Origin of the sequence: Mesorhizobium shangrilense, assembly GCF_028826155.1 — a bacterium.
GTDB classification, from domain to species: Bacteria; Pseudomonadota; Alphaproteobacteria; order Rhizobiales; family Rhizobiaceae; genus Arvimicrobium; species Arvimicrobium flavum.
Window position 1 is genome coordinate 1058674 of record NZ_JAQGPN010000001.1, and the last position, 23743, is coordinate 1082416.

Consider the following 23743-nt stretch of genomic DNA (forward strand, 5'->3'; position numbering starts at 1 on the left):
CCCCTTGGGCTCCCGCCCTATTTTCCGGTCTTCTCCTCGAGCGAGTGGCGCATGATCATCGGCATCTGGCTCATCGTGAAGATCAGCGTGATCGGCATGATGCCCCAGACCTTGAACGCCACCCAGGTATCGGTCGAAAAATTCCGCCAGACGACTTCGTTGGCGAGGGCCAGGAACAGGAAAAACAGACCCCAGCGAAAGGTGAGCTTGCGCCAGCCCTCGGCGTCCAGCTTGAAGGCGGAATCGAAGACGTAGCCGAGCAGCGCCTTGCCGAAGAAAAGACCGCCGAGCAGCACCGCTCCGAACAGCGTGTTCACGATGGTCGGCTTCATCTTGATGAAGACGTCGTCCTGCAGATAGAGCGTCAGCGCGCCGAACACGAACACCACGACGCCGGACACCAGCGGCATGATCGGCAGAGAGCGCACCAGTATCCAGGATACCGTGAGCGCGATCGCCGTTGCGATCATGAACAGGCCGGTGGCCAGGAAGATCGGCCCGCCGAAGGCCCCGAGCGCCGGGAACTTTTCGATCAACCACTCGCCGCGCGTGTTGGCGAAGAAGAAGACGAGCAGCGGCCCGAGCTCCAGCGCCAGCTTGAGCAGCGGGTTCATCTCTTTCTTCTTCGGGTCGGACGGGTCGCGTTCGAGAATGGGGGGATTCATGATGGTGCCTTGCAAGAGGTGGCACGACGCATCGCCGAACCGGGCTTGGGAATACAAGTGGAGGCTGAACAAACCACTTTCACTGCACCCCCGCGATTGCCTTGGCGAAATCGGTAGCCGAGAACGGTTCGAGGTCGTCCACCTGCTCGCCGACGCCGATGAAATAGACCGGCAGCTTGTACTTGGCGGCGATGCCGACGAGGATGCCGCCGCGTGCGGTGCCGTCGAGCTTGGTCATGACGAGCCCGTTGACGCCTGCCACGTTGCGGAAGATTTCGACCTGGTTGAGGGCGTTCTGGCCCGTGGTCGCGTCAACCGTCTGCAGCACGGTGTGCGGGGCATCGGGATCGAGCTTGCCCAGCACCCGCACGATCTTCTCCAGTTCCGCCATCAGTTCGGTCTTGTTCTGGAGACGGCCGGCGGTGTCGATGATCAGCACGTCGGCGCCGGCCTCTTTCGCCTTCTCGAACGCATCATATGCCAGGCCCGCGGCATCGGCGCCGAGCTTTGACGACACCACCGGCGATTTCGTGCGCTCGCCCCAGATCTTGAGCTGCTCGATGGCCGCCGCGCGGAACGTGTCGCCCGCGGCGAGCATGACCGACAGTCCGCCCTCGGTGAGTTTTGCGGCCAGCTTGCCGATGGTCGTCGTCTTGCCCGTGCCATTGACGCCGACGACCAGCACCACGTGCGGCTTGTGCGACAGGTCGAGCTCCAGCGGCATCGCCACCGGCGTCAGCACCTTGCCGATCTCCTCGGCCATGACGGCGCGCACTTCCTCGTCCGACACGTTCTTGCCGTAGCGTCCGGCGGACAGCGCATCGGTGATGCGCAGCGCCGTCTCCACGCCGAGATCGGCGCGGATCAGCACGTCTTCCAGATCCTGCAGGGTGTCTTCGTCGAGCCGCCGCTTGGTGAAGACGCCGGCGATGTTGCCGGTGAGCTCCTTCGACGAGCGCGACAGGCCCTGCCGCAGGCGCTGGAACCAGGATGGCCGGGGCGCTTCTGGCGCGGCCGCGGGCTGCAGCTCCGCCTTCTGCTCGACCTTTTTCGAGACGGTGACCTTGCCTGCTTGCTGGCGGGACGCGACATCCTCTCCCCCCTTGAGGGGGAGATGCTCCGCCGCAGGCGGAGCAGAGGGGGTTGCCTCGGCAGCGCTCGGCGCAGCTTCCTGCTCGGGCGGCGCAATGGTCTCGGCGCTCGACGATCCGGCAACCCCACCCCGGTCCGCTTCGCCGACCGACCTTCCGCTCAAGGGGGAGGGGTGCGTCGCCGTTGGCGGCACCTCAGCCGGAGCTGGCTCAGGCACGACAGGCGTCGCAGGTTCGTGCGGGATCTCTACGGGACGTGCAGGCTCAGGAGCCGGCACTTCCTGCGGTGCGGGTTCGGGAGGTGCGGGAGCGGGCTCCGGCGCGGGCTCGTGCGGGATCTCGACAGGCCGGGCAGGCTCGGCCGGGGGAACCTCCTGGGGCGCAGGTGCGGGCACAGGCGGCGCCGGTTGGGGCTCGACCTCGGGCGCAGGCGGCGGAGTTTCCGGCGCAGGCGCGGGAACGGCGGGAGCGGGCGCCGGTTCTATCTCGGGGGTTGGCGCCGGCTCCGGGGCGACCGGAACAGGCTCGGGCTGGGCAGGCGCGGAGCCTGCGGCTTCCTGTGCCTCGATGGGCGTGGTCCGCAGCACCGGAGCGGAGGCCTCGGGTGCGATAACCTCATCCCGCTCGGCTTCGCGCACAGCCGCTTCCTCGAGCGGAAGCTGGGCATCAGGGCTTGGCCGCTCGGCGGGCTGAGGAATCTCGGCTGCCGGTACGTCCTTCTCGACAGGCGTCGCCGGTTCGGGCTGCCGCTTGAAAGCCTCCAGCGCCTCGAAATTGATCGGCGCGAGCTTTTCCTCGGCGACCGGCTCCTCGACGACCTCCTTCTTGCCGAACGAGAAGACCTTCTTGATGAAGTTGAAAGCCATTGCGGGTGCGGTGCCTCAGGCGGCCTGCGCGTCAGGCGGACGGGTAATCACGCGCTGGCCGTCGTGGCCGGAAATGACGGCCTCGACGATGTCTCCGGGGGTTCCGAAGTCGGCCGAGGCGAGGGTGAAACCTTCGGTGCGGCCGATGCCCTCGCGCTCGATGAGCAGGGACTGGGCAGTGCCGACGAGTGACGCGAGATGGCGGGCGTAGGCCGCGTCACCGGCGGCGCGCAGGCGCGCGGCGCGTTCCTTGACCACGCCGCGGTCCACCTGGGGCATCTTCGCCGCAGGCGTTCCCTCGCGCGGGCTGAACGGGAAGACGTGGAGATGCGTCAGGCCGCATTCCTCGACGAGCTTCAGCGAATTGGCGAACATCGCCTCCGTCTCCGTCGGGAAACCGGCGATGATGTCGGCGCCGAAGACGATGTCGGGGCGCAGCCTGCGGACGTCCTCGCAGAAGCGGATGGAATCGTCGCGCAGATGCCGCCGCTTCATGCGCTTCAGGATCATGTCGTCGCCGGCCTGCAGCGAGAGGTGCAGGTGCGGCATCAGCCGTTTTTCGGTGGCGATGCAGTCGAGCAGGTCGTCGTCCGCCTCGATGGAATCGATGGAGGAGAGGCGCAGCCGCTTCACGTCGGGAACCTGGCGCAGGATGGTGCGCACCAGCCGCCCGAGCTTCGGCGCGCCGGGCAGGTCGGCGCCGTAGCTGGTCATGTCGACCCCGGTCAGCACCACCTCCGCATAGCCGTTGCCGGCCAGCCGCTTCACCTGCTCCACCACAGCGCCCATCGGCACCGAGCGGGAGTTTCCGCGGCCGTAGGGGATGATGCAGAAGGTGCAGCGGTGGTCGCAGCCGTTCTGCACCTGCACGAAGGCCCGCGCGCGGCCCTCAATGGCGTCGACCATGTGCGACGCGGTCTCGCGCACGGAAAAGATGTCGTTGACGCGCGCCTTCTCGGTGTCGTTGACGCCGAAGTCCGGCAACGCGCGGTAGGAATTGGCCTTGAGCTTTTCCTCGTTGCCGAGCACGAGGTCGACCTCGTCCATCTCGACGAAGGCGGCAGGATCGGTCTGGGCGGCGCAACCGGTCACGATGATGCGCGCCTGGGGGTTTTCGCGGCGCGCCTTGCGGATCGACTGCTTGGCCTGCCGCACCGCCTCTGCCGTGACGGCACAGGTGTTGAAGATGACGGCGCCGTCCTTGAGCGTGGCGAGGCCGGCGGCCTCCGCCTCGCGCCGCATCACCTCCGACTCGTAGGTGTTGAGCCGGCAGCCGAAGGTGACGATGTCGATGCCCTTGCCTTGCGCGGACATCACGCGGCGCTCTCCGTCTCGCGCGCCCAGGTTCCGGTCGCGGGATCGAACGTGCCCGAAAACTCCCATTCGGCCGGGCCGGTCAGGACAACGTGGTCGTCGGCGCGCCATTCGACGGTCAGCTCTCCGCCTGGAGCGGTGGGCCGGACGGTGCGGCTCGTGCGGCCCGTCCGCGCGCCGGCGACTGCGGCAGCGCAGGCGGCGGAGCCGCAGGCCCTGGTGAGGCCGGCCCCACGCTCCCACGTGCGGATGACCATGCTGTCGGGCGACGTCACCTGCGCGATGGTGATGTTGGCGCGTTCGGGGAAGATCGGATGGTTTTCCAGCAGCGGCCCGAACTTGTCGAGATCGTAGGACCAGACGTCCTCGTCGACCCAGAAGATGGCGTGCGGATTGCCCATCGAGACGACCGACGGCGAATGCAGCACGGGCGCGTCGATCGGGCCGATCTGCAGTTCGATGGCGCGCGTGTCGCGGAATTCCTCTGCCAGCGGGATGTCCTGCCAGCCGAAGCGCGGCTTGCCGAGGTCGACGGAGATCGTGCCGTCCGCATGTTCCTCGGCATTGAGGATGCCCGCGACAGTCTCGAAGGTGAACACCTTCTGGCCGGTGTCCGCGGCCAGCGCCTGAACCACGCAGCGCATGCCGTTGCCGCAGGCCTGCGCACTGGAGCCGTCCGAGTTCAGGATCTCGACGAAATAGGCCGTTCCAGGCGTCTTCGGATCGTGGATCGCCATGATCTGGTCGAAATTCGTGGCCGGATCGGCGTTGAGCGCGATCGCCGCCGCGGGCGCGACGCGATCCGCACGGCCCCGCATGTCGGCAACGATGATCTCATTGCCGAGCCCGTTCATCTTGGCGAATTGGGCGCGCGCCACCATTGCCGCGAGGCTCTCCGTTGTATTTTCGGCCTATATGGCGGAAACGACCGCGAATTACCAGTGCGGGGCGGCTAGGCGACGGCGATCAGGCCGAGCACGACCAGCAGGAAAAGAATGAGCACGATCGCAATCAGCAGCTTCGCGCCGGTTGCGGCGACGCCGGCCAGCTGGTGGAAGCCGAGCAGGCTGAGCACGGCGGCTGCAATCAGGAGTATGAGTATCCATTTGATCATCGATACGGGGTTCCAGGCGCTTGTCGTCGCGGTGGAACGCCCTCGGGCTCTGCAGGGTTCCAGCCTCCGCCGGCGAGGGGCTGCCCGTCCGCCGGAAGGCGAAAAGGACGCGCAGGACACCGAAAAATTGCAGCAAATATGCAACAGACGCGCGGGACTAACCGTATTTTAATCATATGGAGTTGCAATTTTGCCAAGTTCAACGCCTTGACTGCGCGTGATGATCCCGCGCGAACCGATACCCTGCCGACGGAGGACTTGATGTTGATTTCGAGAACCGCAGTGATTGCGGTCGCACTCGCTGCGCTGGCCGTGAGCGGCTGCACGAGCTCGCGCTTCGGGTCGGAGAACACGCAGCCGGCTCCTCTGCCTGCGGCTCCCTCCGGACAAGTCACCAGCCAGCAGCTGCCGCCGCCCGCCGCGCCGCAGCCGGGCGGCTTCCCCGCTGCGCCCGAAACGCAGGTGGCCGCGCTTCCGCAGCCCGACGCGAATGCGCCGGACCTGACGGCCGGCAGCGTCGCCGGCGTCTGGAACGCCTCGGTTTCGGGCCAGACCTGCAAGGTGGCGACGCCGCAGACCAAGTTCGGCCAGGGTTTCCGCGCCGGTCCATTGCGCTGTCCGGCACCGATCGACGGGGTGAAGTCGTGGAACGTCGCCGGCAAGCAGCTGACCCTCTTCGACGAGAGCGGCGGCACGCTGGCGCGCCTCTACTCCTCCGGCCCGGAGAAGTTCGACGGCCAGACCTCCAGCGGCGTGCCGATCTCGCTCAGCCGCTAAGCCCTCCGTCCGCCAACCCTTCGGAGCCCCTCCGATGCATATTCGCGACGGGCTTCAGCCGCACGCCACCATCGCACAGCGCTACCAGCATCTCGTCGAGACCGGCGAGATCGGCAGCGACCCGGCGCAGCTCGCCGTCGTCGCTGCGCTCGACCGCCTGATCGACGAGATCATCTCGAAGCGCCTGGCACAGAAGTCCAGCGCGCTCGGCTGGCTGTTCGCCAAGCGGCGTGAGCGGAAGGCGCCGGTGAGGGGACTCTACATCCACGGCGGCGTGGGGCGCGGCAAGACCATGCTGATGGACATGTTCTTCGACATGGTCCCGGCGCGTCGCAAGCGCAGGGCGCATTTCAACGACTTCATGGCCGACGCCCACGATCGCATCCAGAAGCACCGGCAGGCGCGCAAGGAGGGCAAGGTCAAGGAGGACGACCCGATCCCGCCGGTGGCGCGCGAACTCGCGGAGCAGGCCTGGGTGCTCTGCTTCGACGAATTCACGGTCACCGATATCGCCGACGCGATGATCCTGTCGCGGCTGTTCTCCGCGCTGTTTGCCGAAGGCGTGGTGCTCATTGCAACCTCGAACGTCGCCCCGGAAAACCTCTACAGGGACGGACTGAACAGGCAGCTGTTCCTGCCCTTCATCGCCACGCTCGAGCGCAATGTCGACGTCCTGGCGCTCAACTCCGACACCGACTACAGGCTGGAGAAGCTCAGCCATCTGCCGGTCTACCTGACGCCGCTGGACGCGGACGCCGACCGCCGCATGGACGACATTTGGCGGACGGTCACGCACGGCCGAAAGACGGTCTCCGAAGAGGTAACGGTAAAGGGCAGGCATGTCGCCGTCCCTGCCGCCGCGGGCGACGCCGCGCGTTTCGGCTTCGCCGATCTCTGCGCAAAGCCGCTCGGCGCGCGCGACTACCTGGCGATCGCGGGACGCTATCGGACGATCATGATCGATCACGTGCCGGTGCTTGGCGACGGGCATCGAAACGAAGCCAAGCGCTTCATCCTCCTCATCGACGCCCTCTACGACCACGGTACTCGGCTGGTGGTCAGCGCGGCCGCGCCGGCAGACCAGCTCTATGTCGGAAGGACGGGAACCGAGGCGTTCGAATTCGCCCGCACCGCGTCGCGGCTGACCGAGATGCAGAGCACGGACTGGCTCGACGCCTGGGCCGAACGGCAGTCGTCGGCGGCCGCCGCGGCCCATTAGCCGGAGTCGAAATCCGCGTCGCAACACTTCCTTAACCAGCCATGCATGCACGGCAATGCTGCATTGCAGCAAGAATGGTTGCACTGCACCATAGAGATGCCCATCTTACGGAGCGTGGGAGGACCCACCCGGCCGTCCATCGACGGCTCAACAAAGGGGATCGCATCCGATGTTTGCTTCGCTGATAAAAAACGTTCGCGAGCGCTCCGAAAAGCGCCGTCGCTACAATCGCCTCACCGCCGAGATCATGGGCATGTCCGAGCGTGATCTGGCCGACATTCGCGGCAACCGCGTCGACATGCTTCGCGGTGTCTACAAGGAAGTCTACGGCGGCTGATCGCCGTCCGATAGCCGACGCCGATGTGCGGCGGACGCCCTGCGTCCGCCGCTTTTGCGTTCGGGACGGGATGAGCGCGGCCCTATTTCGCCGCCAGCGCCTTCTCGATTTCAGGCATCAGGCGGGATGACGCGGCCTGCGGCGTGATCGGCCCGACATGCCGGTAGAGAATCGTGCCATTGCGGTCGACCACATAGGTCTCCGGCACGCCGTAGACGCCCCAGTCGATTGCCGTACGGCCGCTCTGGTCCACCCCGATCGCGTCATAGGGATTGCCGAGGTCGCCGATGAAGCGGCGCGCGTTTTCCGGCTTGTCCTTGTAGTTCATGCCGGCGACCGCGAAGCGTTTGTCCTGCGAGAGCGCCATCAGCACCGGGTGCTCCTCGCGACAGGGCGCGCACCACGACGCCCACACGTTGACCAGGGTCACCTTGCCCTTGAACGCGTCGGACTCGAGACCGGGCAGGCCGCTGCCCTCGAGAGGCGGCAGTTTCGTCTGGGGAGCCGGTTGGCCGATCAGGGCCGATGGGACCGTCGAGATATCGCGTCCCGAAAGCAGCTGCGCCAGGAACACCGTCGCCAGCGCGCCGAAGATCAGCAGCGGGAGGACGACGAAAAGCGAGCGGCGCGGCTTCGGGCGGCCGTCCTCGGCCGGCTGTCCAGCGTCGGCGCTCATGGCTTTTCGCGGTCCGAACGGCGTCGCACGCCCTGCGCCTCGAGCTCGGTGAACTCGCGCCGTCGCGCCTGCTGGTCCAGCACGATCCAGCCGATGGTCGCGGCGAGCGCCAGCGCCGAGATGCCGTAGGCGGCGGCGACATAGTAGTCGTGCGGGCTCATGCGGATCTGCCCTGGTCTACCTTGCGCGCGGCGACGCGTTGCATGGCCGCGATGCGGCGACGCCAGATCTCGGTGCGCATGGCGGCGAGATGCATCGCGAAGAACAGCAGCGTGAAGCCCGCCGCCATGACCAGCAGCGGCCAAAGCAGGCTTGTATGGATGGTCGGGCCGTCGAGCCGGATCACCGACGCCGGCTGGTGCAGCGTGTTCCACCACTCGACCGAGAATTTTATGATCGGGATATTGATGAAGCCGACCAACGTCAGCACGGCGGCTGCGCGCGCCGATCGCGCCGGGTCGTCGAGCGCGCGCGTCAGCGCAATCAGACCGAGATACATCAGGAACAGGATGAATACGGAGGTGAGGCGGGCGTCCCACACCCACCAAGTCCCCCACATCGGCTTGCCCCAGATCGAGCCGGTCACCAGCGCCAGCGCCGTGAACACGGCGCCGATCGGCGCGGCGGCCTTGAGGGAGACGTCGGCCAGCGGATGCCGCCAGACCAGGGTGCCGAGCGCTGCAAGCGCCATCACGGCGTAACACATCATCGACAGCCAGGCGAACGGCACATGGATATACATGATGCGGACGGTGACGCCCTGCTGGTAGTCTTCCGGCGCGGCGAAGGACATGTAGAGGCCCACCGCCAGAACCAGTGCGCTCAGCGCGCCCAGCAGCGGAATCGCGCGATCCGCCAATCCGACGAATCGCGTCGGGTTGGCCAGGTCGGCCAACCAGTTCCCCGAGGCTGCAGCGGTTTCGCTCATCGCCGGTTAGATAGAGCGCAGCATTGCGGCGCGCAATTGGCGGCAATGCCGCGGACTGCCGCGCCCACCCGGTCGCGAAGGTCTCGTCAAACGCCTCATGCCTTCATCCTGGTGACCTTATAGACTTGGCCCGCCTTGTCGTAGGTCGTCCACTCGCCGGACTGCTTGCCCGCCGAGAAATGACCCGAGCGCAGCTTGGTGCCGTCCTTGCGGAACCATTCCCAATAGCCTTCTGGGACGCCGTTGCTCATCGGCCCCCTAGCCCAGAGGCTGCCGTCCTTGTGGTGCTGGATGTGTTCCTCGACGCCGTGTGACATCTCGCCTCATCCTCCTCAGTCCGACGACCACCGGAGCGCCGCCGCCGCTGCAATCGGCCCCACCACCGCAAGTAGCATAGTCAAGGCGCAGAGAATGAGGAAGGGTTGCAGGAAGGGATCGGGTTCGGCGACGGCGCCGTAGCTTGCCGAGACGCCGAAGATCAGGACCGGGATCACCAGGGGCAGGATCAGCACGGAGATCAGCAGGCCGCCGCGCGGCAGCGCCACGGCGACGGCGGCCCCGACCGCGCCGATGAACGTGACGGCCGGCGTGCCGGCAAGCAGCGTCAGCGTGGTGGCGGCGATCGCCAGCGGCTCCATGTTCATGAACAGGCCGAACAGCGGGGCGGCGATCACCAGCGGCAGCGCGGTCGCCGTCCAGTGCGCCACACATTTGACGAGCACGGTCAGCGGCAGCATGTGGCGGTCGGCGGCGACGAGCATCAGGTCCAAAGCGCCGTCGTCGCGGTCCGCCTGGAAAAGGCGGTCGAGGCCGAGCAGCGCGGCGAGCAGGGCGCCGATCCACAGGATCGCCGGACCGATGCGCGCCAGGAGGTTGAGGTCGGGTCCGATCGCAAATGGGATGGTGGCGATGACGGCGAGGAAGAACAGCACGCCGGTCAGGGCGCCGCCGCCCGCCCCGAACGCCAGCCGCAGGTCGCGAAGGTAGAGGGCTAGCATGGTGGCCCGTTGGGGCGGAGGGCGCCCCCTCCACCACGCTTCGCGTGGTCCCCCTCCCCCGTAAACGGGGGAGGATCCAGGAAGCGCCAGCTATGCCGCCGCAGATCCTCCCCTGCGAAGCGGGGGAGGGGGACCGCCGAAGGCGGTGGAGGGGGCTGGAGATGCGTACTCAAATTTTGCGCCCCATCTGCAGTTCCTGCGCTCCATCCAACCCAAGCGGCAGGTGCGTCGCGGCGATCGCCATGCCGCCATCCTCGCAATGCGCCCGAATCAGAGCCCCGACCTGCGCATCCGATGCCTTGTCGAGCCCCGCTGTGGGCTCGTCCAGCAGCCAGACCGGACGATAGCTCACCAGCAGCTTGGCAATGGACGCCCGGCGCTTCTGCCCGGTCGAAAGGTATCCGAACGGCAGGTGCCGGATGCCGAACAACCCGACCATCTCCAGCGCCTCGCCTACTTCGAGATGCGGTTCTCCGCAGAACGCCTGCCAGAAGCGCAGGTTCTCGGCGACCGGCAGCGCCGATTTCATCGCATTCTGGTGGCCGAGATAATGGGCGGCAGCCGGTGCATCCGGCCATTCTTCGCCCCCACCCTCAAGCCGGATGATGCCCGCGGCGGGGGGAAGGAGGCCGGCGATCACCCTGAGCAGGGTGGACTTGCCCGCCCCATTCGGACCGGTGACCACGAGGACACCGCCTGCCTCGAGCGCGAAGTCGATGCCCTGGAAGACCGCTTCGCCGCCGCGTTCTCCACTGAGGTTCTCGGCGACAAGCCGCATTCCGTCCCCATAGTCGAAAGTCCAATGCGGCCCGCGAGAGCCGCGGCAAAATTGCCTTGCGACTGTCTAGAACTATTCCAGGAAATTCTCTATAGCGTGGGCCACCATGCCAGCGGTCGGCATGGCCACCGAACAGCACCGGACCGGAGGGCGTCTGCCCGAGGGTCCCGCTGCTTGGGAGCGGACAGCGGAAATGGCCGTACCCGCACCTAGCGCGTGATTGCATGCCCCAGGAGTCCGTTCCCGCTTAGGCAGAACAGACCAGAATGGGATCGCACGTGTCTAAATCACTCGATAGTTTCAACTGCCGCAGGACCTTGAAGGTCGGCGACGCAGAATATGTGTACTACAGCCTCATCGAGGCCGAGAAGAACGGGCTGACAGGCGTCGCCCAGCTTCCGTATTCGATGAAGGTCCTGCTTGAGAACCTCCTGCGCAACGAGGACGGCCGCTCCGTCACCAAGGAGGCCATCAAGGCGGTCGCCGACTGGCTGACCGACAAGGGCACGGCCGGCGTCGAGATCGCCTACCGTCCGGCGCGCGTGCTGATGCAGGACTTCACCGGCGTTCCGGCCGTGGTCGACCTTGCCGCCATGCGTGACGGCCTCAAGGCGCTCGGCGGCGACCCCGAGAAGATCAACCCGCTCGTCCCCGTCGACCTGGTCATCGACCACTCGGTCATCGTCGACGAGTTCGGCACGCCGCTCGCCTTCGCCCGCAACGTCGAGCTCGAATACGAGCGCAACGAGGAGCGCTACAAGTTCCTCAAATGGGGCCAGCAGGCGTTCCGCAACTTCCGCGTCGTGCCGCCCGGCACCGGCATCTGCCACCAGGTCAACCTCGAATATCTCGGCCAGGTCGTGTGGACCAACACCGAGGAGGGTGAGACGACGGCCTATCCGGACACCTGCGTCGGCACCGACTCGCACACCACCATGATCAACGGCCTGGGCGTGCTGGGCTGGGGCGTCGGCGGCATCGAGGCCGAGGCGGCCATGCTCGGCCAGCCGGTGTCCATGCTGCTGCCGGAGGTCATCGGCTTCCGTCTCACCGGCAAGCTCAAGGAAGGCGTCACCGCCACCGACCTCGTGCTCACCGTCACCCAGATGCTGCGCAAGAAGGGCGTCGTCGGCAAGTTCGTCGAGTTCTTCGGCCCCGGCCTCTCCAACATGACGCTCGCCGACCGCGCCACCATCGGCAATATGGCGCCGGAATACGGCGCGACCTGCGGCTTTTTCCCGGTCGATTCCGAGACCGTGCGCTACCTGAACATGTCGGGCCGCGCCGACAGCCGCATCGCGCTGGTCGAGGCCTATTCGAAGGCCCAGGGCATGTGGCGCGAGGACGGATCGGCCGATCCGGTCTTCACCGACCTGCTCGAGCTCGACCTCGGTGAGGTCGTCCCGTCGATGGCCGGCCCGAAGCGTCCTGAAGGCCGCATCGCGCTGGAAGGCATCGCCGACGGCTTCGCGCAGGCGCTCGAGACGGAGTACAAGAAGACCGTCGACCAGTCCGCGCGCTACGCCGTCGAGGGCGAGGGCTTCGACCTCGGCCATGGCGACGTTGCCATCGCCGCCATCACCTCGTGCACCAACACGTCGAACCCGAGCGTGCTGATCGGCGCAGGCCTGCTGGCCCGCAACGCCAACCGCCTCGGCCTCAAGCAGAAGCCGTGGGTCAAGACCTCGCTGGCCCCCGGCAGCCAGGTCGTCGCCGAGTACCTGGAGAAGTCCGGCCTGCAGAAGGAGCTCGACCAGATCGGCTTCAACCTCGTCGGCTTCGGCTGCACCACCTGCATCGGCAACTCCGGCCCGCTGCCGGCGCCGATCTCCAAGACGATCAACGACAAGGGCCTGATCGCCGCTGCCGTGCTTTCCGGCAACCGCAACTTCGAGGGCCGCGTCTCGCCGGACGTGCAGGCGAACTACCTCGCCTCGCCGCCGCTGGTCGTCGCCTATGCCCTTGCCGGCACCGTCACCAGGGACCTGACCAAGGAGCCGATCGGCGAGGACCGCAACGGCAAGCCGGTCTACCTGCGCGACATCTGGCCGTCCTCGGCCGAGATCCAGGAGTTCATCGCCAAGAACGTCACTCGCGAGCTGTTCGCCCGCAAGTATGCCGACGTCTTCAAGGGCGACGAGAACTGGCAGAACGTTCAGGCTCCGACCGGCCAGACCTACGCCTGGGACGACAACTCGACCTATGTGCAGAACCCGCCCTACTTCGCGGGCATGCAGAACCGCCCCGGGGCTATCGGCGACATCAAGGGCGCCCGTGTGCTCGGCCTGTTCGGCGACAAGATCACGACCGACCACATTTCTCCGGCCGGTTCGATCAAGGCGGCTTCGCCGGCCGGCAAGTACCTCATCGACCATGGCGTCGGCGTCGCCGACTTCAACCAGTATGGCACGCGCCGCGGCAACCATGAGGTGATGATGCGTGGCACCTTCGCCAACATCCGCATACGCAACCACATGCTGGGCGAGAACGGGCGCGAGGGCGGCTATACGATCCACTATCCGTCCAAGGAGGAGATGTCGATCTACGACGCCGCCATGGAGTACCGGAAGGAAAGCGTGCCGCTGGTCATCTTCGCCGGCGTCGAATACGGCAACGGCTCGTCGCGTGACTGGGCAGCCAAGGGCACCAACCTGCTCGGCGTCCGCGCCGTGATCGCGCAGTCCTTCGAGCGCATCCACCGCTCGAACCTCGTCGGCATGGGGGTCATCCCCTTCGTGTTCGAGGAGGGCGAGTCCTGGCGTTCGCTCGGCCTGAAGGGTGACGAGATCGTCGAGATCGACGGCCTCGAGACCATCAAGCCGCGGCAGAAGATGGTGGCCAAGGTCACGATGGGCGATGGGACGGTGAAGAACATCCCGATCCTGTGCCGCATCGATACGCTGGATGAGCTCGACTACTTCAAGAACGGCGGCATCCTGCAGTACGTGCTGCGCGACCTCGCCGCCTGATAGGCGCAAATGTTGCGGCCGCCGGACCTGTCAGGGTCCGGCGGCCGTTCCTTTTTCGCGATACGCGAATCCCGCTGGCCCGCCCACCTTTGCGACGTCGTCAGCCGTTCTTGCCCTTCCGGGCGCTGCCCTTGGTACGCGCCGACAGGTTCAGCGCCACCGCGGCGCGGACGAGCGCCTTCAGCGCGCCCTCGTCGACCTTGTCGCCCTCGCGCAGGTCGATGGCGCGCCGGGTGTTTCCCTCGAGGCTCGAGTTGAAGAGCTGTTTCGGATCGTCCAGCGAGGCGCCCTTGGCGAAGGTCAGCTTCACGACGCTCTTGTAGGTCTCGCCGGTGCAGATGATGCCGGCATGCTCCCACACCGGAACGCCCCGCCACTTCCACGTTTCGACCACCTCGGGGTCCGCTTCGTGGATGAGCCCACGCATCCGGGCCAGCGTCTCGCCGCGCCAGTCGCCCAGTTCCTCGATCCGCGCGTCGATGAGATGGGAGGGGGAGGTCTCCCCCGAGGTATCCTGCATGCTGCCTTTGCTGTCGCTCATGACTGTTGCCGCCTTCTCCGTTTTGCTCAGGACTGGGATCGGTGCCCGCCGCTCACATCTTCTCGCCGGGCAGTTCGCTGGCCTGCCTCACCCAGTCTGCGAACTGTTTCTCGTCGAGCGGGTCGTCCTCATGGATGTCGAGGTAGCGCACGTGCTCCTGCTTGGACGGGCCGGGTGGCGGCGGTTCGAGCGAGGCGCCGCGGAAAAACGCCACCTTCACGTATTTGGTCATGCAGTGGAAGCTGAGGAACCAGCCCCGGCCCTCGATGCCGTAGAAGGGCGAGTTCCATTTGACGGCCTTGCTGACGTTGGGGACGGCGCGCACGACGAGCGCGTCGAGCCGGCGGCCGAGCTCGCTTTTCCACCCCGGCATGGCGGCGATGTAGGCCTGCACGGGGCCGTCGCCATATCCCTTCGGGATCTGCGGGTTGCCGCCCGACAGGAGCACGACTTCGCCGGGCTTCGCCTTGGGCAACGGTTTTCGCGCCTTGGTCGCCTTGCCGGCGTTCTTCGCGGTTTTCGCAGGTTCCTTCGTCATCGTCCCGCTCCTATCCGCCGCGCCGGCCGGCCGCATATGGCAGCACGAACATGTAGAGGCCGCTGAGCATGAGCAGGCCGAGCGGGAAGAGCGGCAGGAAGTACACCCATTGGGCGGGCTCCGTCCCCGTGCCTAGGGCGATGAAGATGCCGACGACGATCGCCGTGAAGATGATCGAGAGCCAGCGGTGAAGCTGCCTGATCCACATGCTCCAGTTCAAGGTGCCTCCTCCTTCGTGCTGTTTGCACTGTTCTCACGTACGTACGCGGCGCAGTGACGGCCTTCTGCCGGCCGGTCACTCCATGCGCGCCAAAACCTCTTCCAGCTTCGCCAGGAATTGCGGCCATCCCACGGTGGCGCCGCGGTAGTACGGCTGCTGGTCGGGCCGGAAGCCGGACTGTTCCATGCGCAGGCGGGTGCCGGCGTCCGTCGGGGTCAGCGTCCAGGTGACGACGCTCCTGAGATTCTTGGTGTCCCAGCTGTAGGTGAGCGTCCTGTGCTGCTCGACCGCCTGCACCTGGCAGTCGACCCCGCCCCAGTCCGCGCTCATGTTGAAGCGATGGCCCACGTCCGGCTTGAAATCGTTGTTCATCAGCCACTCCCTGATCAGGTGCGACTGCGTCAGCGCCCGCCAGATCTTCTCCGGCGGATGCGGCAGCTCGCGTTCGACCGTGACGGAACGCGTTTCGGCCGGCCTTTGGTTCACTGATCCATCCTTTTCAGCAGGTCCTCGAGGTCGTCGAACCGGTTTTGCCAGAAGCCCGACATCTCGCTGGTCCAATCTGCCAGCGGCGCCAACGCGCCGGGCTGCGCGCTGTAGTGGGTCTGGCGGCCGGCGTGGCGGTCCCGCACCAGTCCGGCCCGCCGGAGCACGCCGAGATGCTTTGAGACCGCCGGTTGCGAGACACCGGCGCGGGCGGTCAGCGCCGCCACCGTCTGCTCTCCTTCGCGGCAGAGGCGCTCGAAGATCGCCCGGCGCGTCGGGTCCGCAAGCGTCCTGAAGAGCGTGTCTTGCGCGTCTGTCACTCGATCCATAACTCGCTGGCTATTGATCGACCAATAACCGTCGGGATATGTGTCCGTCAAGCCAGGACGCGGTGGCGCGCTGGCTGGTGGCGAAAATTTCACCCTAACGTGACTTTCCATTGCGTCATGCGTCTGCCAATTGTTCGGCACGCAAAAAGACCGGATTCGGGACCTGGAGAACTGACGCAAGACATGGCTACACGCGACCTCGCCGGGCGCGCAATTCGAGCTTTGACACCTTCCGGACGTGCCGCGACTGTCCTCGCCGCCGTGGCCTTTGCAGTTCCGTTCATGGGAACGGCAACTGCCGAGCCGTTGAACACGCCGCTCGGTGTGGTCGAGCTCTTCACCAGTCAGGGCTGCAATTCATGCCCTGCGGCCGACTCCGTCTTCTCCGAACTGGTGTCGAGGGGCGATGTCGTCGCGCTCGCCTATCATGTCGACTACTGGGACTATCTCGGCTGGCGCGACACCTTGGGCAGTCCCCAGAACACGGCGCGCCAGTACGAGTACATGAAATCCTTCGGCGCCCAGTCGGTGTACACCCCGCAGGCCGTCATCAACGGCCGCACGCACGTCAACGGGGCCAGCAAGCAGGAGATCGACCAGGCGATCAACGAGCTGAAGGGTGGGGGCGCCGGGCTGGACGTCAAGGTAAGAACGATCCGGCAGGGGGCGAGCCTGAGGATCGAAGCGGATGCCGCCACCGGTGACGCGAATGAGGCCGAGGTCCTGCTCGTCTATTTCGATCCGCCCACGCCGGTCGACATCGATCAGGGGGAGAACACGGGCAAGACGGTCACCTACTGGAACGCAGTCACCAGCGTCCAGGTCGCGGGCATGTGGCACGGCAAACCCGCCAGCTTCGAGCTGCCGATGCGCGAGGTGGCGAAAAACGGAGCAGGGGGCTACGCCGTTCTGCTGCAGGCGGTGAACGGAGATGGTTCGCCTGGACCGATCCTGGGCGCGACGCTCATCCGGGAGCCCGGCGGCTGACCGGATCGAAAAAGCCGGCGCCAGCTGTGCTGACACCGGCTGCAAGGACTTTGGGATCGTCGCTCTCGGCTTTCAGGCCGAGGTTGGTTCGATCCGACGCAGGCCCGTGGGCGGGGGGCTTGGGGTTTACGAGCCGGTGCCGGACCGAACCGTCTCAGGCAACGAGGCTAAGTTCGTCGGACATTGGGGCGCGAGGTGGGATAAAAAGCGGCGGGAATGTGGCGGCCGTTCACCAATTCCTACGAAATGTGTCAAAATGTTACTGGACGTGATCGCGACTCAGTTCGCTCGCCCGGGCTTGCATTTGGCGCCGGTTGGCTCCACCTTCGTCACATGATTGTCAAGGGGACATCCGGCCGATGATCGACCGTAGCGGGGGTGCGGAGGATAGGGATGAATCCGGAATATTGATCCCGTTCCACGATGCCCGCCGCCAGCGGTTGGATATTCCGGTTTCCTTCGACAGGCGGGAACTGGATCAGATCCTCAAGGTCTATAGCCGGATGGTCGCGTCCAACGAGTGGCGGGACTACGCCATCGATCACTTGCGCGACAGAGCCGTGTTCTCGGTGTTCCGCCGAGCGAGCGAGACGCCGCTGTTCCAGATCGTCAAGAACCCGTCGCTGGCGCGCAAGCAGGGCGCCTACTCGGTGGTCGCCGCCACCGGGCTTATCATGAAGCGCGGCCATGAGCTCACGCGTGTGCTCACCGTGTTCGACAAGGCGCTGAGATTGGTCCGGGCCTGACCGGCCGAAGGCTGCGGTTCGGACACAGCCAATCCGGTCGCCGGCGATGGCGGGAAGGTGACGATCCAGGCAACCGGTGGAGAGTTCGATCCCGGGAACCTACAAAGTAGGTGGGCGCCGTGTGCTCCGATCCACGGACCGAAGCAGGGACAGCTCCCTTAGAGATCGATAAGGCCCCGGGGATATGTTACGCCTGCCGAGAGGCCCAGACCGTCGATCCCAATATACGCATCGCGCCGCGGTTTCGCCAGCGGGCAAATCGACCCGCGCGCATCTTCGGAACCTGCCAGGCATCGTTCGGCTTGCCTTCGCCGCCGCCGCTCCGGTACAGCACCCAAGCTAACAGGAAGAACGTCATGCGCTTTGAAGGCACGGCCGACTATGTGGCCGACAAGGATCTGATGGTGGCCGTCAATGCGGCGATCGCGCTTGAGCGGCCACTGCTGGTCAAGGGCGAGCCCGGCACCGGCAAGACGGAGCTTGCGCGCCAGGTGGCCGCCGCGCTCGGGCTCGACCTCATCGAATGGAACGTGAAGTCCACGACCAAGGCGCAACAGGGCCTTTACGAATACGACGCCGTTTCCCGTCTGCGTGATTCGCAGCTCGGCGACGACCGCTTCAACGACATCAAGAACTATATCAGGCGCGGCAAGCTGTGGGAGGCGTTCGCGGCCGACCGCAAGGTCGTGCTCTTGATCGACGAGATCGACAAGGCCGACATCGAGTTCCCGAACGACCTCCTGCAGGAGCTCGATCGGATGGAATTCTATGTCTACGAGACCGGCGAGACGATCCGCGCGGAACAGCGGCCGATCGTCATCATCACGTCCAACAACGAGAAGGAACTGCCGGACGCCTTTCTGCGCCGCTGCTTCTTCCACTACATCCGCTTCCCCGACATCGACACCCTGCACCGGATTGTCGACGTCCACTATCCCGGCATCAAGCAGAACCTCGTGCGCGCCGCACTCACGCAGTTCTACGAGATCCGCGAGGTGTCGGGCCTCAAGAAGAAGCCGTCGACCTCGGAAGCGCTGGACTGGATCAGGCTGCTCGTCGCCGACGACGTTGCCCCGGAAGACCTGCGCGCCGATCCGAAGAACGCGCTCCCGAAACTGCACGGCGCGCTCTTGAAGAACGAGCAGGACGTGCACCTCTTCGAGCGACTGGCCTTCTTGGCGCGGCGGCAGGGGTGAAGAACGGCCAGCGAAGCTGATAGACTAATCTGCAGGCCAGCGATAACGCCGGCCGATCTGCTGGACGTTCGCGTACGGACCTGCACTACCTCGTAGCCGCCCTTGCCCTCCGCGATGGCTCCGGGCGTTCGCCCCCTTTGAAAGGTCCACTGGACCTTTCAATTCGCTGCGCGAACCGGGGGCTCACCCCATGCTGTCCATCTTGCGCTGCATGGCGGCGATCTGGTCCTTGAGTTGTTGCAGTTCCTCGGACTTCTCGCCGCCCTCGCGCTTTGCAGGCTCGGCCGAAGCTGGCGGCGGCGAAACGCCGCCGTTCGGCGGGAAAGGCGTGAACATGCGCATGGCGTTCTGGAACATCTCCATGTTGCGCCGGGTCTGCTCCTCGAACGCCTTCATGGGCGCCGTCATCTTCATGACGTCCATCGGCGTCTTGCCCATGGCCTGCTTCATCTGCTCGCGAAAACGCTCCTGCTCCTTCGAGAAGGCGATCATCGACTGCTCGAGGAAGCTCGGCACGATCATCTGCATCTGGTCGCCATAGAATGCGATGAGCTGCCTGAGGAACGGGATCGGCAGCATGTTCTGCCCGTCCTTGTTCTCCAGCTCGAAAATGATCTGCGTGAGCACAGGATGCGTGATGTCTTCGCCGGTCTTGGCGTCCTGCACGTTGAAATCCTCGCCCTTCTTGACCATCTCGGCGAGGTCCTCGAGCGTCACGTAGGTGCTGGTTCCGGTGTTGTAGAGCCGGCGGTTCGCATATTTCTTGATTACCACCGGTTCGTCTTTCACAGCCCGCCTCCCTGGTGGCCTGACCGTATGTGTCCGGCCAGGATCGCACTGCGGCAAGATAGGCTCAAAACAGATGCGATTCCAAGCGGTTTGTGCACTGCGGAATTGCAGCTCTGCTCGCCGGAGGGGCAAACTGCGCGCGGCGAGGCGGTGGCGTTACCGACCCGATGATTTTCCGGTTTGACTCGGCCCGTCGAAATGTCCGAAAAATCGGGAAGTCCCAAGATATCCATTCGGATGGAAGGCTTCGCAAGAGCACGAAATCCGATCCCGTCGCACTGAACTCTGGAGATGATCATGTCCGCTTCCAACGCGATCGTGGTGGCAAGCGCCGCCCGCACCCCGGTCGGTTCGTTCAACGGCTCGTTTGCCGCCACGCCTGCGCACGAACTCGGCGCAATCGTGATACGGGAAGCGCTGGCCCGCGCCGGCGTCGATCCCAAGGAAGTCGACGAGGTGATCCTCGGCCAGGTGCTGACCGCCGCACAGGGCCAGAACCCCGCGCGGCAGGCGTCGATGGCGGCCGGCGTGCCGAAGGAGGCCTCCGCCTGGAGCCTCAACCAGGTGTGCGGCTCCGGCCTGCGTTCGATCGCGATCGGCATGCAGCAGATCGCCAGCGGCGATGCCGGCATCGTCGTCACCGGCGGCCAGGAATCCATGTCGCTGTCCCCACACGCCCAGCACCTGCGCGCCGGGGTCAAGATGGGCGACTACAAGATGATCGACACCATGATCAAGGACGGCCTGTGGGACGCCTTCAACGGCTACCACATGGGCAACACGGCCGAGAACGTCGCCAAGCAGTTCCAGATTACCCGCGAGACGCAGGACGCCTTCGCGCTGGCCTCGCAGAATAAGGCGGAGGCAGCGCAGAAGGCCGGACGGTTCAAGGACGAGATCGTGCCGGTCACCATCAAGGGCAGGAAGGGCGACACCGTGGTCGACGCCGACGAGTACATCCGCATCGGCGCCACGATGGATGCGATGACCAAGCTGCGCCCCGCCTTCGACAAGGACGGCACAGTGACCGCCGGCAACGCGTCGGGCATCAATGACGGCGCGGCTGCGATCGTGCTGATGACCGAGGCCGAGGCTGCAAGGCGCGGCCTCACGCCTCTGGTGCGCATCGCGTCCTGGGCGACGGCCGGCGTCGATCCCTCGATCATGGGCACCGGCCCGATCCCCGCCTCGCAGAAAGCGCTGGAGAAGGCGGGCTGGAAGGTGGACGACCTCGACCTCGTCGAGGCCAACGAGGCTTTCGCCGCGCAGGCGTGCGCCGTCAACAAGGGCATGGGCTGGAACCCCGACATCGTCAACGTGAACGGCGGCGCTATCGCCATCGGGCACCCGATCGGCGCATCCGGCGCCCGCATCTTCAACACGCTGGTCTTCGAGATGAAGCGCCGTGGCGCAAGGAAGGGTCTGGCGACGCTCTGCATCGGCGGCGGCATGGGCGTGGCCATGTGCGTCGAGGCGATGAGCTAGAGAGAATAGCGAGCAGCGAAGGGGAGAGCGGATAGGGCGCAGGCAAGGGCCGTCGATTTGACAACTGCCGGCCATTCGCTACTCCCTACCGCTTCTCTCGATCAACAAGAGGAGACTTGCATGGCAAGGGTGGCACTCGTCACTGGAGGAACGCGCGGCATCGGAGCCGCCATCGCAATCGCTCTGAAGAACGCCGGCTACAAGGTCGCGGCGAACTACGCCGGCAACGACGAAGCCGCCGGCAAGTTCAAGGACGAGACCGGCATCCCAGTCTACAAATGGTCGGTGGCGGACTATGACGCCTGCGCGGCGGGCATAGCCCAGGTCGAGGCCGACCTCGGCCCGGTCGACGTGCTGGTCAACAACGCCGGCATCACGCGTGACGCGATGTTCCACAAGATGACCCGCGATCAGTGGCACGACGTCATGGGCACCAACCTCAACGGCGTCTTCAACATGACCCATCCGCTGTGGACCGGAATGCGCGACCGCAAGTTCGGCCGCGTGATTACCATCTCGTCGATCAACGGCCAGAAGGGCCAGATGGGGCAGGCGAACTATTCGGCCGCCAAGGCGGGCGACATCGGCTTCACCAAGGCGCTTGCACAGGAAGGCGCCCGCGCCGGCATCACGGTCAACGTCATCTGCCCCGGATACATCGCCACCGACATGGTGATGGCCGTTCCCGAGAAGGTGCGGGAATCGATCATCGCCCAGATTCCCGTCGGGCGTCTCGGCGAACCGGAAGACATCGCGCGCTGCGTCGTCTTCCTCGCCTCGGACGAGGCGAGCTTCATCACCGGCGCCACGCTGACAGCCAATGGCGGACAGTATCTCACCTAGCCTCTCGGGATCTTAAAGCTCTGTCGAACGCGAGACGGCCCGCCGAAGCGGGCCGTCTCTGTTTCTGGATGCCCGTAATTACTGGGCGGGCGCCGGAGCCGGCTCCGTCGGAGCGGGCGTCGTGGGCGCGGGAGCGGACGACTCGGGCGCCGGTGCAGCCGGCGTTTCCGGCGAGGCCGGAGCTGTCGCATCCGGAGCCGGGGCCGCCGGCGTGGCAGGAGCCGCCGGAGCGGTTGCGTCAGGCGCCGGAGCCATCGTGTCGGGGGCTGGCGTGGCGGGTTCGCTGGTCGTCGCAGGCTGATCCACCGGTACGCTGGTCTCAGGCGCGCCCGGAGCGAACAGGAAATAGGCAATCACCGCGAGCACGATGACCAGGGCAGCAATCAACACCCCGCTGCCGGGGCTGCGTGACTGGACCACGGTGCTGTTGTCGACCCGAGGATCGTTCGCCGCGCGGTAGCGGGGATCGGTTGCGGGGTCGGTAGCGGGCGGCGCAGGATTGAGCGGATCGACTGCGGACGGTGCGCCTTCCGTCGCCTCGTCGAATCTACGGGCTGGATGTGCCATGGCAAGATCTCCGTCAGTTGCAATGACGGATCAACGCACAACCGGGTCATCGGTTTCATTCCGCTGCAGTCGCCAGCCGCCAGAAGGCGTAATGAAGCGCCGCATTGGCACCTTGCGACTGGTCGTGGCTGTTGGAAAGAGCTCGTGCCTGGCGGGCAGGGACGGGCCGGTCAGCTGCCGGCCGGTGTGACGGTGTATCCCGCCCTCCGGAATTGTTCCACGAGCCCCTCGGTTCCCGGCAGATGCAGCGCGCCGACGGCGATGAAAGCGCCTCCCTCGGCAAGGATGGGCCCCGCGTTCTTCGCCATGGTCACATTGCGCGCATTCACCATCGTCTGCTCGAATTCGGCGTAGCCGGCGATGTCGGCGCCCGTCTCGCGGGTTACGGCCTCGACCATCGGCATGATCGCCGCGACGTCTCCGCGCTCGTAGAGGACGATCATCGTCTCCATGACGTCGTCCATGCGGTCGCCCAGCTTCAGCGTGTCGAGCAATCCCTGCATATGGAATTCCATCGGCAACGAAGCCATCGCGCCGAGCTGGTCGGCGGCGCTCTCGAGGCCGGTGAGGGTCTTGCCGGCAGCCTTCGCGTCGTTGGCGATCCTGGCGTCGAGCACCTGAGCGCCGCTGGTCTTGCGGGCCAGTTCGCAGGCCGGGAGGGCGACCATGGCGATCAGCATCCACGGTTTCATCTTGGTGACTGCCGCGAGCGGAATGCCGCGTTCCGACAGGCCCTTCTCCAAGACGGCAGCGTCCTCCGGCGACAGCAGCGAAGGCAACGTCGTTGCGTCGGTGAACATCATGAGTTCCGGACGCTTCGCGAGCGTCTCCATCATCTTCGTCTGGTCGAGTATGTCGGTCGTCTCGATGACCACGGTTTTGGCCGCGTCGAACGCTGCCTGCGCGGCCGGCGTCAACTCGGTCACGCGCGGATCCGTCATGTGCATCGTGCCAAACAGAAAGGACGGCGTCTTGCCGTCCTTCTCGAGCTTCCAGAGAAGACCCTGGCCGTTGAGGGTCTTTCCGGCTTCCGCCTCTATCCTCTCGTACTCAGCGGGCATCTCCTTACGCATCTCGACGGTCAGGTCTCTGCCGGTGCAGGCGACTGTTTCGGCGCGCGCCTCGGCGGTGGCGAGGAACAGCATCGCCAGGAATGAGAGGAGGAACAGGATGTTGATCGCGACGAGCAGCTTGAGCGCTGCGTCCGAGAGACGGTCGGCAATGGCGATGGCGCGTTTCATGGCGGAAATTGTAGTGGGCAAGTGCGGCCAAACTGTTAATCGC

At 65.7% G+C, this 23743-nt stretch carries 28 protein-coding genes and 1 other RNA gene; 9 read left to right on the forward strand and 20 right to left on the reverse strand.

The genetic code is table 11. From position 1 onward, the window contains the following. Positions 1-17: 17 nt before the first annotated feature. The 5 genes from PD284_RS05195 to PD284_RS05215 all read right to left on the reverse strand — a co-directional run bounded on the left by PD284_RS05195 (position 18) and on the right by PD284_RS05215 (position 5050). Positions 18-665 (reverse strand): septation protein A, encoded by a 648-nt coding sequence (locus tag PD284_RS05195; RefSeq protein ID WP_274627154.1) that lies wholly within the window; start codon positions 663-665, stop codon positions 18-20. Positions 666-744: 79 nt separating this feature from the next. Then, positions 745-2622, reverse strand: coding sequence for a signal recognition particle-docking protein FtsY (gene ftsY / locus PD284_RS05200; RefSeq protein WP_274627155.1), 1878 nt, complete (start codon positions 2620-2622; stop codon positions 745-747). Between the two features lie 15 nt (positions 2623-2637). Then, positions 2638-3936, reverse strand: coding sequence for a tRNA (N(6)-L-threonylcarbamoyladenosine(37)-C(2))-methylthiotransferase MtaB (mtaB, locus tag PD284_RS05205; RefSeq protein ID WP_274627156.1), 1299 nt, complete (start codon positions 3934-3936; stop codon positions 2638-2640). After that, entirely contained in the window at positions 3936-4817 is an 882-nt protein-coding gene (gene dapF, locus PD284_RS05210; RefSeq protein ID WP_274627157.1) for a diaminopimelate epimerase, read from the reverse strand. The genes mtaB and dapF overlap by 1 nt, the downstream gene beginning before the upstream one ends. A 71-nt stretch (positions 4818-4888) precedes the next feature. After that, positions 4889-5050, reverse strand: coding sequence for a DUF1328 family protein (locus PD284_RS05215; RefSeq protein ID WP_274627158.1), 162 nt, complete (start codon positions 5048-5050; stop codon positions 4889-4891). A 261-nt stretch (positions 5051-5311) separates the two neighbouring features. Between PD284_RS05215 and PD284_RS05220 the strand changes: the two genes are divergently transcribed. From PD284_RS05220 to PD284_RS05230, 3 genes are all read left to right on the forward strand, one after another. Beyond that, positions 5312-5827, forward strand: a complete 516-nt coding sequence (locus PD284_RS05220) for an AprI/Inh family metalloprotease inhibitor (RefSeq protein ID WP_274627159.1) — start codon at positions 5312-5314, stop codon at positions 5825-5827. 34 nt (positions 5828-5861) lie between these two features. Beyond that, complete coding sequence (zapE, locus tag PD284_RS05225; RefSeq protein ID WP_274627160.1) at positions 5862-7046, forward strand: cell division protein ZapE; 1185 nt, start codon at positions 5862-5864, stop codon at positions 7044-7046. Between the two features lie 169 nt (positions 7047-7215). Next, a complete protein-coding gene (locus tag PD284_RS05230) occupies positions 7216-7383 on the forward strand; it encodes a hypothetical protein (RefSeq protein ID WP_274627161.1) in 168 nt (55 codons plus the stop codon). An 82-nt stretch (positions 7384-7465) separates the two neighbouring features. On the opposite strand, the gene PD284_RS05235 is transcribed toward PD284_RS05230, so the two are convergent. The 6 genes from PD284_RS05235 to ccmA form a co-directional block, all read right to left on the reverse strand. Next, the gene (locus PD284_RS05235) at positions 7466-8059 is read right to left on the reverse strand and encodes a DsbE family thiol:disulfide interchange protein (RefSeq protein WP_274627162.1); all 594 of its coding nucleotides are present in this window, start codon (positions 8057-8059) and stop codon (positions 7466-7468) included. Beyond that, entirely contained in the window at positions 8056-8220 is a 165-nt protein-coding gene (gene ccmD, locus PD284_RS05240; RefSeq protein WP_274627163.1) for a heme exporter protein CcmD, read from the reverse strand. The genes PD284_RS05235 and ccmD overlap by 4 nt, the downstream gene beginning before the upstream one ends. Then, complete coding sequence (locus PD284_RS05245) at positions 8217-8987, reverse strand: heme ABC transporter permease (protein ID WP_274627164.1); 771 nt, start codon at positions 8985-8987, stop codon at positions 8217-8219. The genes ccmD and PD284_RS05245 overlap by 4 nt, the downstream gene beginning before the upstream one ends. A gap of 95 nt (positions 8988-9082) precedes the next feature. Further along, positions 9083-9304: a toxin-antitoxin system YwqK family antitoxin gene (locus PD284_RS05250; RefSeq protein ID WP_274627165.1), complete on the reverse strand. Its 222-nt coding sequence runs from the start codon at positions 9302-9304 to the stop codon at positions 9083-9085. 15 nt (positions 9305-9319) lie between these two features. Continuing rightward, positions 9320-9985 carry a heme exporter protein CcmB gene (gene ccmB, locus PD284_RS05255; protein ID WP_274627166.1) on the reverse strand — a complete coding sequence of 222 codons (666 nt, stop codon included), beginning with the start codon at positions 9983-9985 and terminating at the stop codon, positions 9320-9322. A 169-nt stretch (positions 9986-10154) separates the two neighbouring features. Further along, on the reverse strand, positions 10155-10763 hold the full coding sequence (gene ccmA, locus PD284_RS05260) for a heme ABC exporter ATP-binding protein CcmA (protein ID WP_274627167.1): 609 nt from the start codon (positions 10761-10763) through the stop codon (positions 10155-10157). A gap of 266 nt (positions 10764-11029) precedes the next feature. On the opposite strand from ccmA, the gene acnA reads away from it, so the two are divergent. Next, positions 11030-13732 carry an aconitate hydratase AcnA gene (acnA, locus tag PD284_RS05265; RefSeq protein ID WP_274627168.1) on the forward strand — a complete coding sequence of 901 codons (2703 nt, stop codon included), beginning with the start codon at positions 11030-11032 and terminating at the stop codon, positions 13730-13732. A 100-nt stretch (positions 13733-13832) separates the two neighbouring features. Here the strand turns inward: acnA and PD284_RS05270 are convergent, their stop codons facing one another. The 5 genes from PD284_RS05270 to PD284_RS05290 all read right to left on the reverse strand — a co-directional run bounded on the left by PD284_RS05270 (position 13833) and on the right by PD284_RS05290 (position 15837). After that, the gene (locus PD284_RS05270; RefSeq protein WP_274627169.1) at positions 13833-14273 is read right to left on the reverse strand and encodes a DUF1801 domain-containing protein; all 441 of its coding nucleotides are present in this window, start codon (positions 14271-14273) and stop codon (positions 13833-13835) included. 52 nt (positions 14274-14325) lie between these two features. Then, on the reverse strand, positions 14326-14811 hold the full coding sequence (locus tag PD284_RS05275) for a DUF1801 domain-containing protein (protein ID WP_274627170.1): 486 nt from the start codon (positions 14809-14811) through the stop codon (positions 14326-14328). Between the two features lie 10 nt (positions 14812-14821). Continuing rightward, on the reverse strand, positions 14822-15031 hold the full coding sequence (locus PD284_RS05280) for a hypothetical protein (protein ID WP_274627171.1): 210 nt from the start codon (positions 15029-15031) through the stop codon (positions 14822-14824). A 75-nt stretch (positions 15032-15106) separates the two neighbouring features. Beyond that, positions 15107-15517 (reverse strand): SRPBCC family protein, encoded by a 411-nt coding sequence (locus PD284_RS05285; RefSeq protein WP_274627172.1) that lies wholly within the window; start codon positions 15515-15517, stop codon positions 15107-15109. Next, entirely contained in the window at positions 15514-15837 is a 324-nt protein-coding gene (locus tag PD284_RS05290; RefSeq protein WP_274627173.1) for an ArsR/SmtB family transcription factor, read from the reverse strand. The genes PD284_RS05285 and PD284_RS05290 overlap by 4 nt, the downstream gene beginning before the upstream one ends. A 291-nt stretch (positions 15838-16128) precedes the next feature. On the opposite strand from PD284_RS05290, the gene PD284_RS05295 reads away from it, so the two are divergent. Together PD284_RS05295 and PD284_RS05300 are read left to right on the forward strand one after the other, a co-directional pair. After that, entirely contained in the window at positions 16129-16833 is a 705-nt protein-coding gene (locus PD284_RS05295) for a DUF1223 domain-containing protein (protein WP_274627174.1), read from the forward strand. A 359-nt stretch (positions 16834-17192) separates the two neighbouring features. Continuing rightward, entirely contained in the window at positions 17193-17579 is a 387-nt protein-coding gene (locus tag PD284_RS05300) for a DUF2794 domain-containing protein (RefSeq protein WP_274627175.1), read from the forward strand. Between the two features lie 58 nt (positions 17580-17637). Here the strand turns inward: PD284_RS05300 and ssrS are convergent. Next, positions 17638-17794: non-coding RNA, 6S RNA (gene ssrS, locus PD284_RS05305), on the reverse strand. Positions 17795-17935: 141 nt separating this feature from the next. On the opposite strand from ssrS, the gene PD284_RS05310 reads away from it, so the two are divergent. Next, positions 17936-18775 (forward strand): AAA family ATPase, encoded by an 840-nt coding sequence (locus tag PD284_RS05310; RefSeq protein ID WP_274627176.1) that lies wholly within the window; start codon positions 17936-17938, stop codon positions 18773-18775. A 183-nt stretch (positions 18776-18958) separates the two neighbouring features. Here the strand turns inward: PD284_RS05310 and phaR are convergent, their stop codons facing one another. Next, on the reverse strand, positions 18959-19564 hold the full coding sequence (gene phaR, locus PD284_RS05315) for a polyhydroxyalkanoate synthesis repressor PhaR (protein WP_274627177.1): 606 nt from the start codon (positions 19562-19564) through the stop codon (positions 18959-18961). A gap of 297 nt (positions 19565-19861) precedes the next feature. On the opposite strand from phaR, the gene PD284_RS05320 reads away from it, so the two are divergent. Both PD284_RS05320 and phbB read left to right on the forward strand, forming a co-directional pair. Further along, complete coding sequence (locus PD284_RS05320) at positions 19862-21049, forward strand: acetyl-CoA C-acetyltransferase (RefSeq protein WP_274627178.1); 1188 nt, start codon at positions 19862-19864, stop codon at positions 21047-21049. 120 nt (positions 21050-21169) lie between these two features. After that, positions 21170-21892, forward strand: coding sequence for a beta-ketoacyl-ACP reductase (gene phbB / locus PD284_RS05325; protein ID WP_274627179.1), 723 nt, complete (start codon positions 21170-21172; stop codon positions 21890-21892). A 78-nt stretch (positions 21893-21970) separates the two neighbouring features. Here the strand turns inward: phbB and PD284_RS05330 are convergent, their stop codons facing one another. Together PD284_RS05330 and PD284_RS05335 are read right to left on the reverse strand one after the other, a co-directional pair. Next, complete coding sequence (locus PD284_RS05330; RefSeq protein ID WP_274627180.1) at positions 21971-22459, reverse strand: hypothetical protein; 489 nt, start codon at positions 22457-22459, stop codon at positions 21971-21973. 170 nt (positions 22460-22629) lie between these two features. Continuing rightward, on the reverse strand, positions 22630-23700 hold the full coding sequence (locus PD284_RS05335) for a TraB/GumN family protein (RefSeq protein WP_274627181.1): 1071 nt from the start codon (positions 23698-23700) through the stop codon (positions 22630-22632). Positions 23701-23743 lie beyond the last annotated feature (43 nt).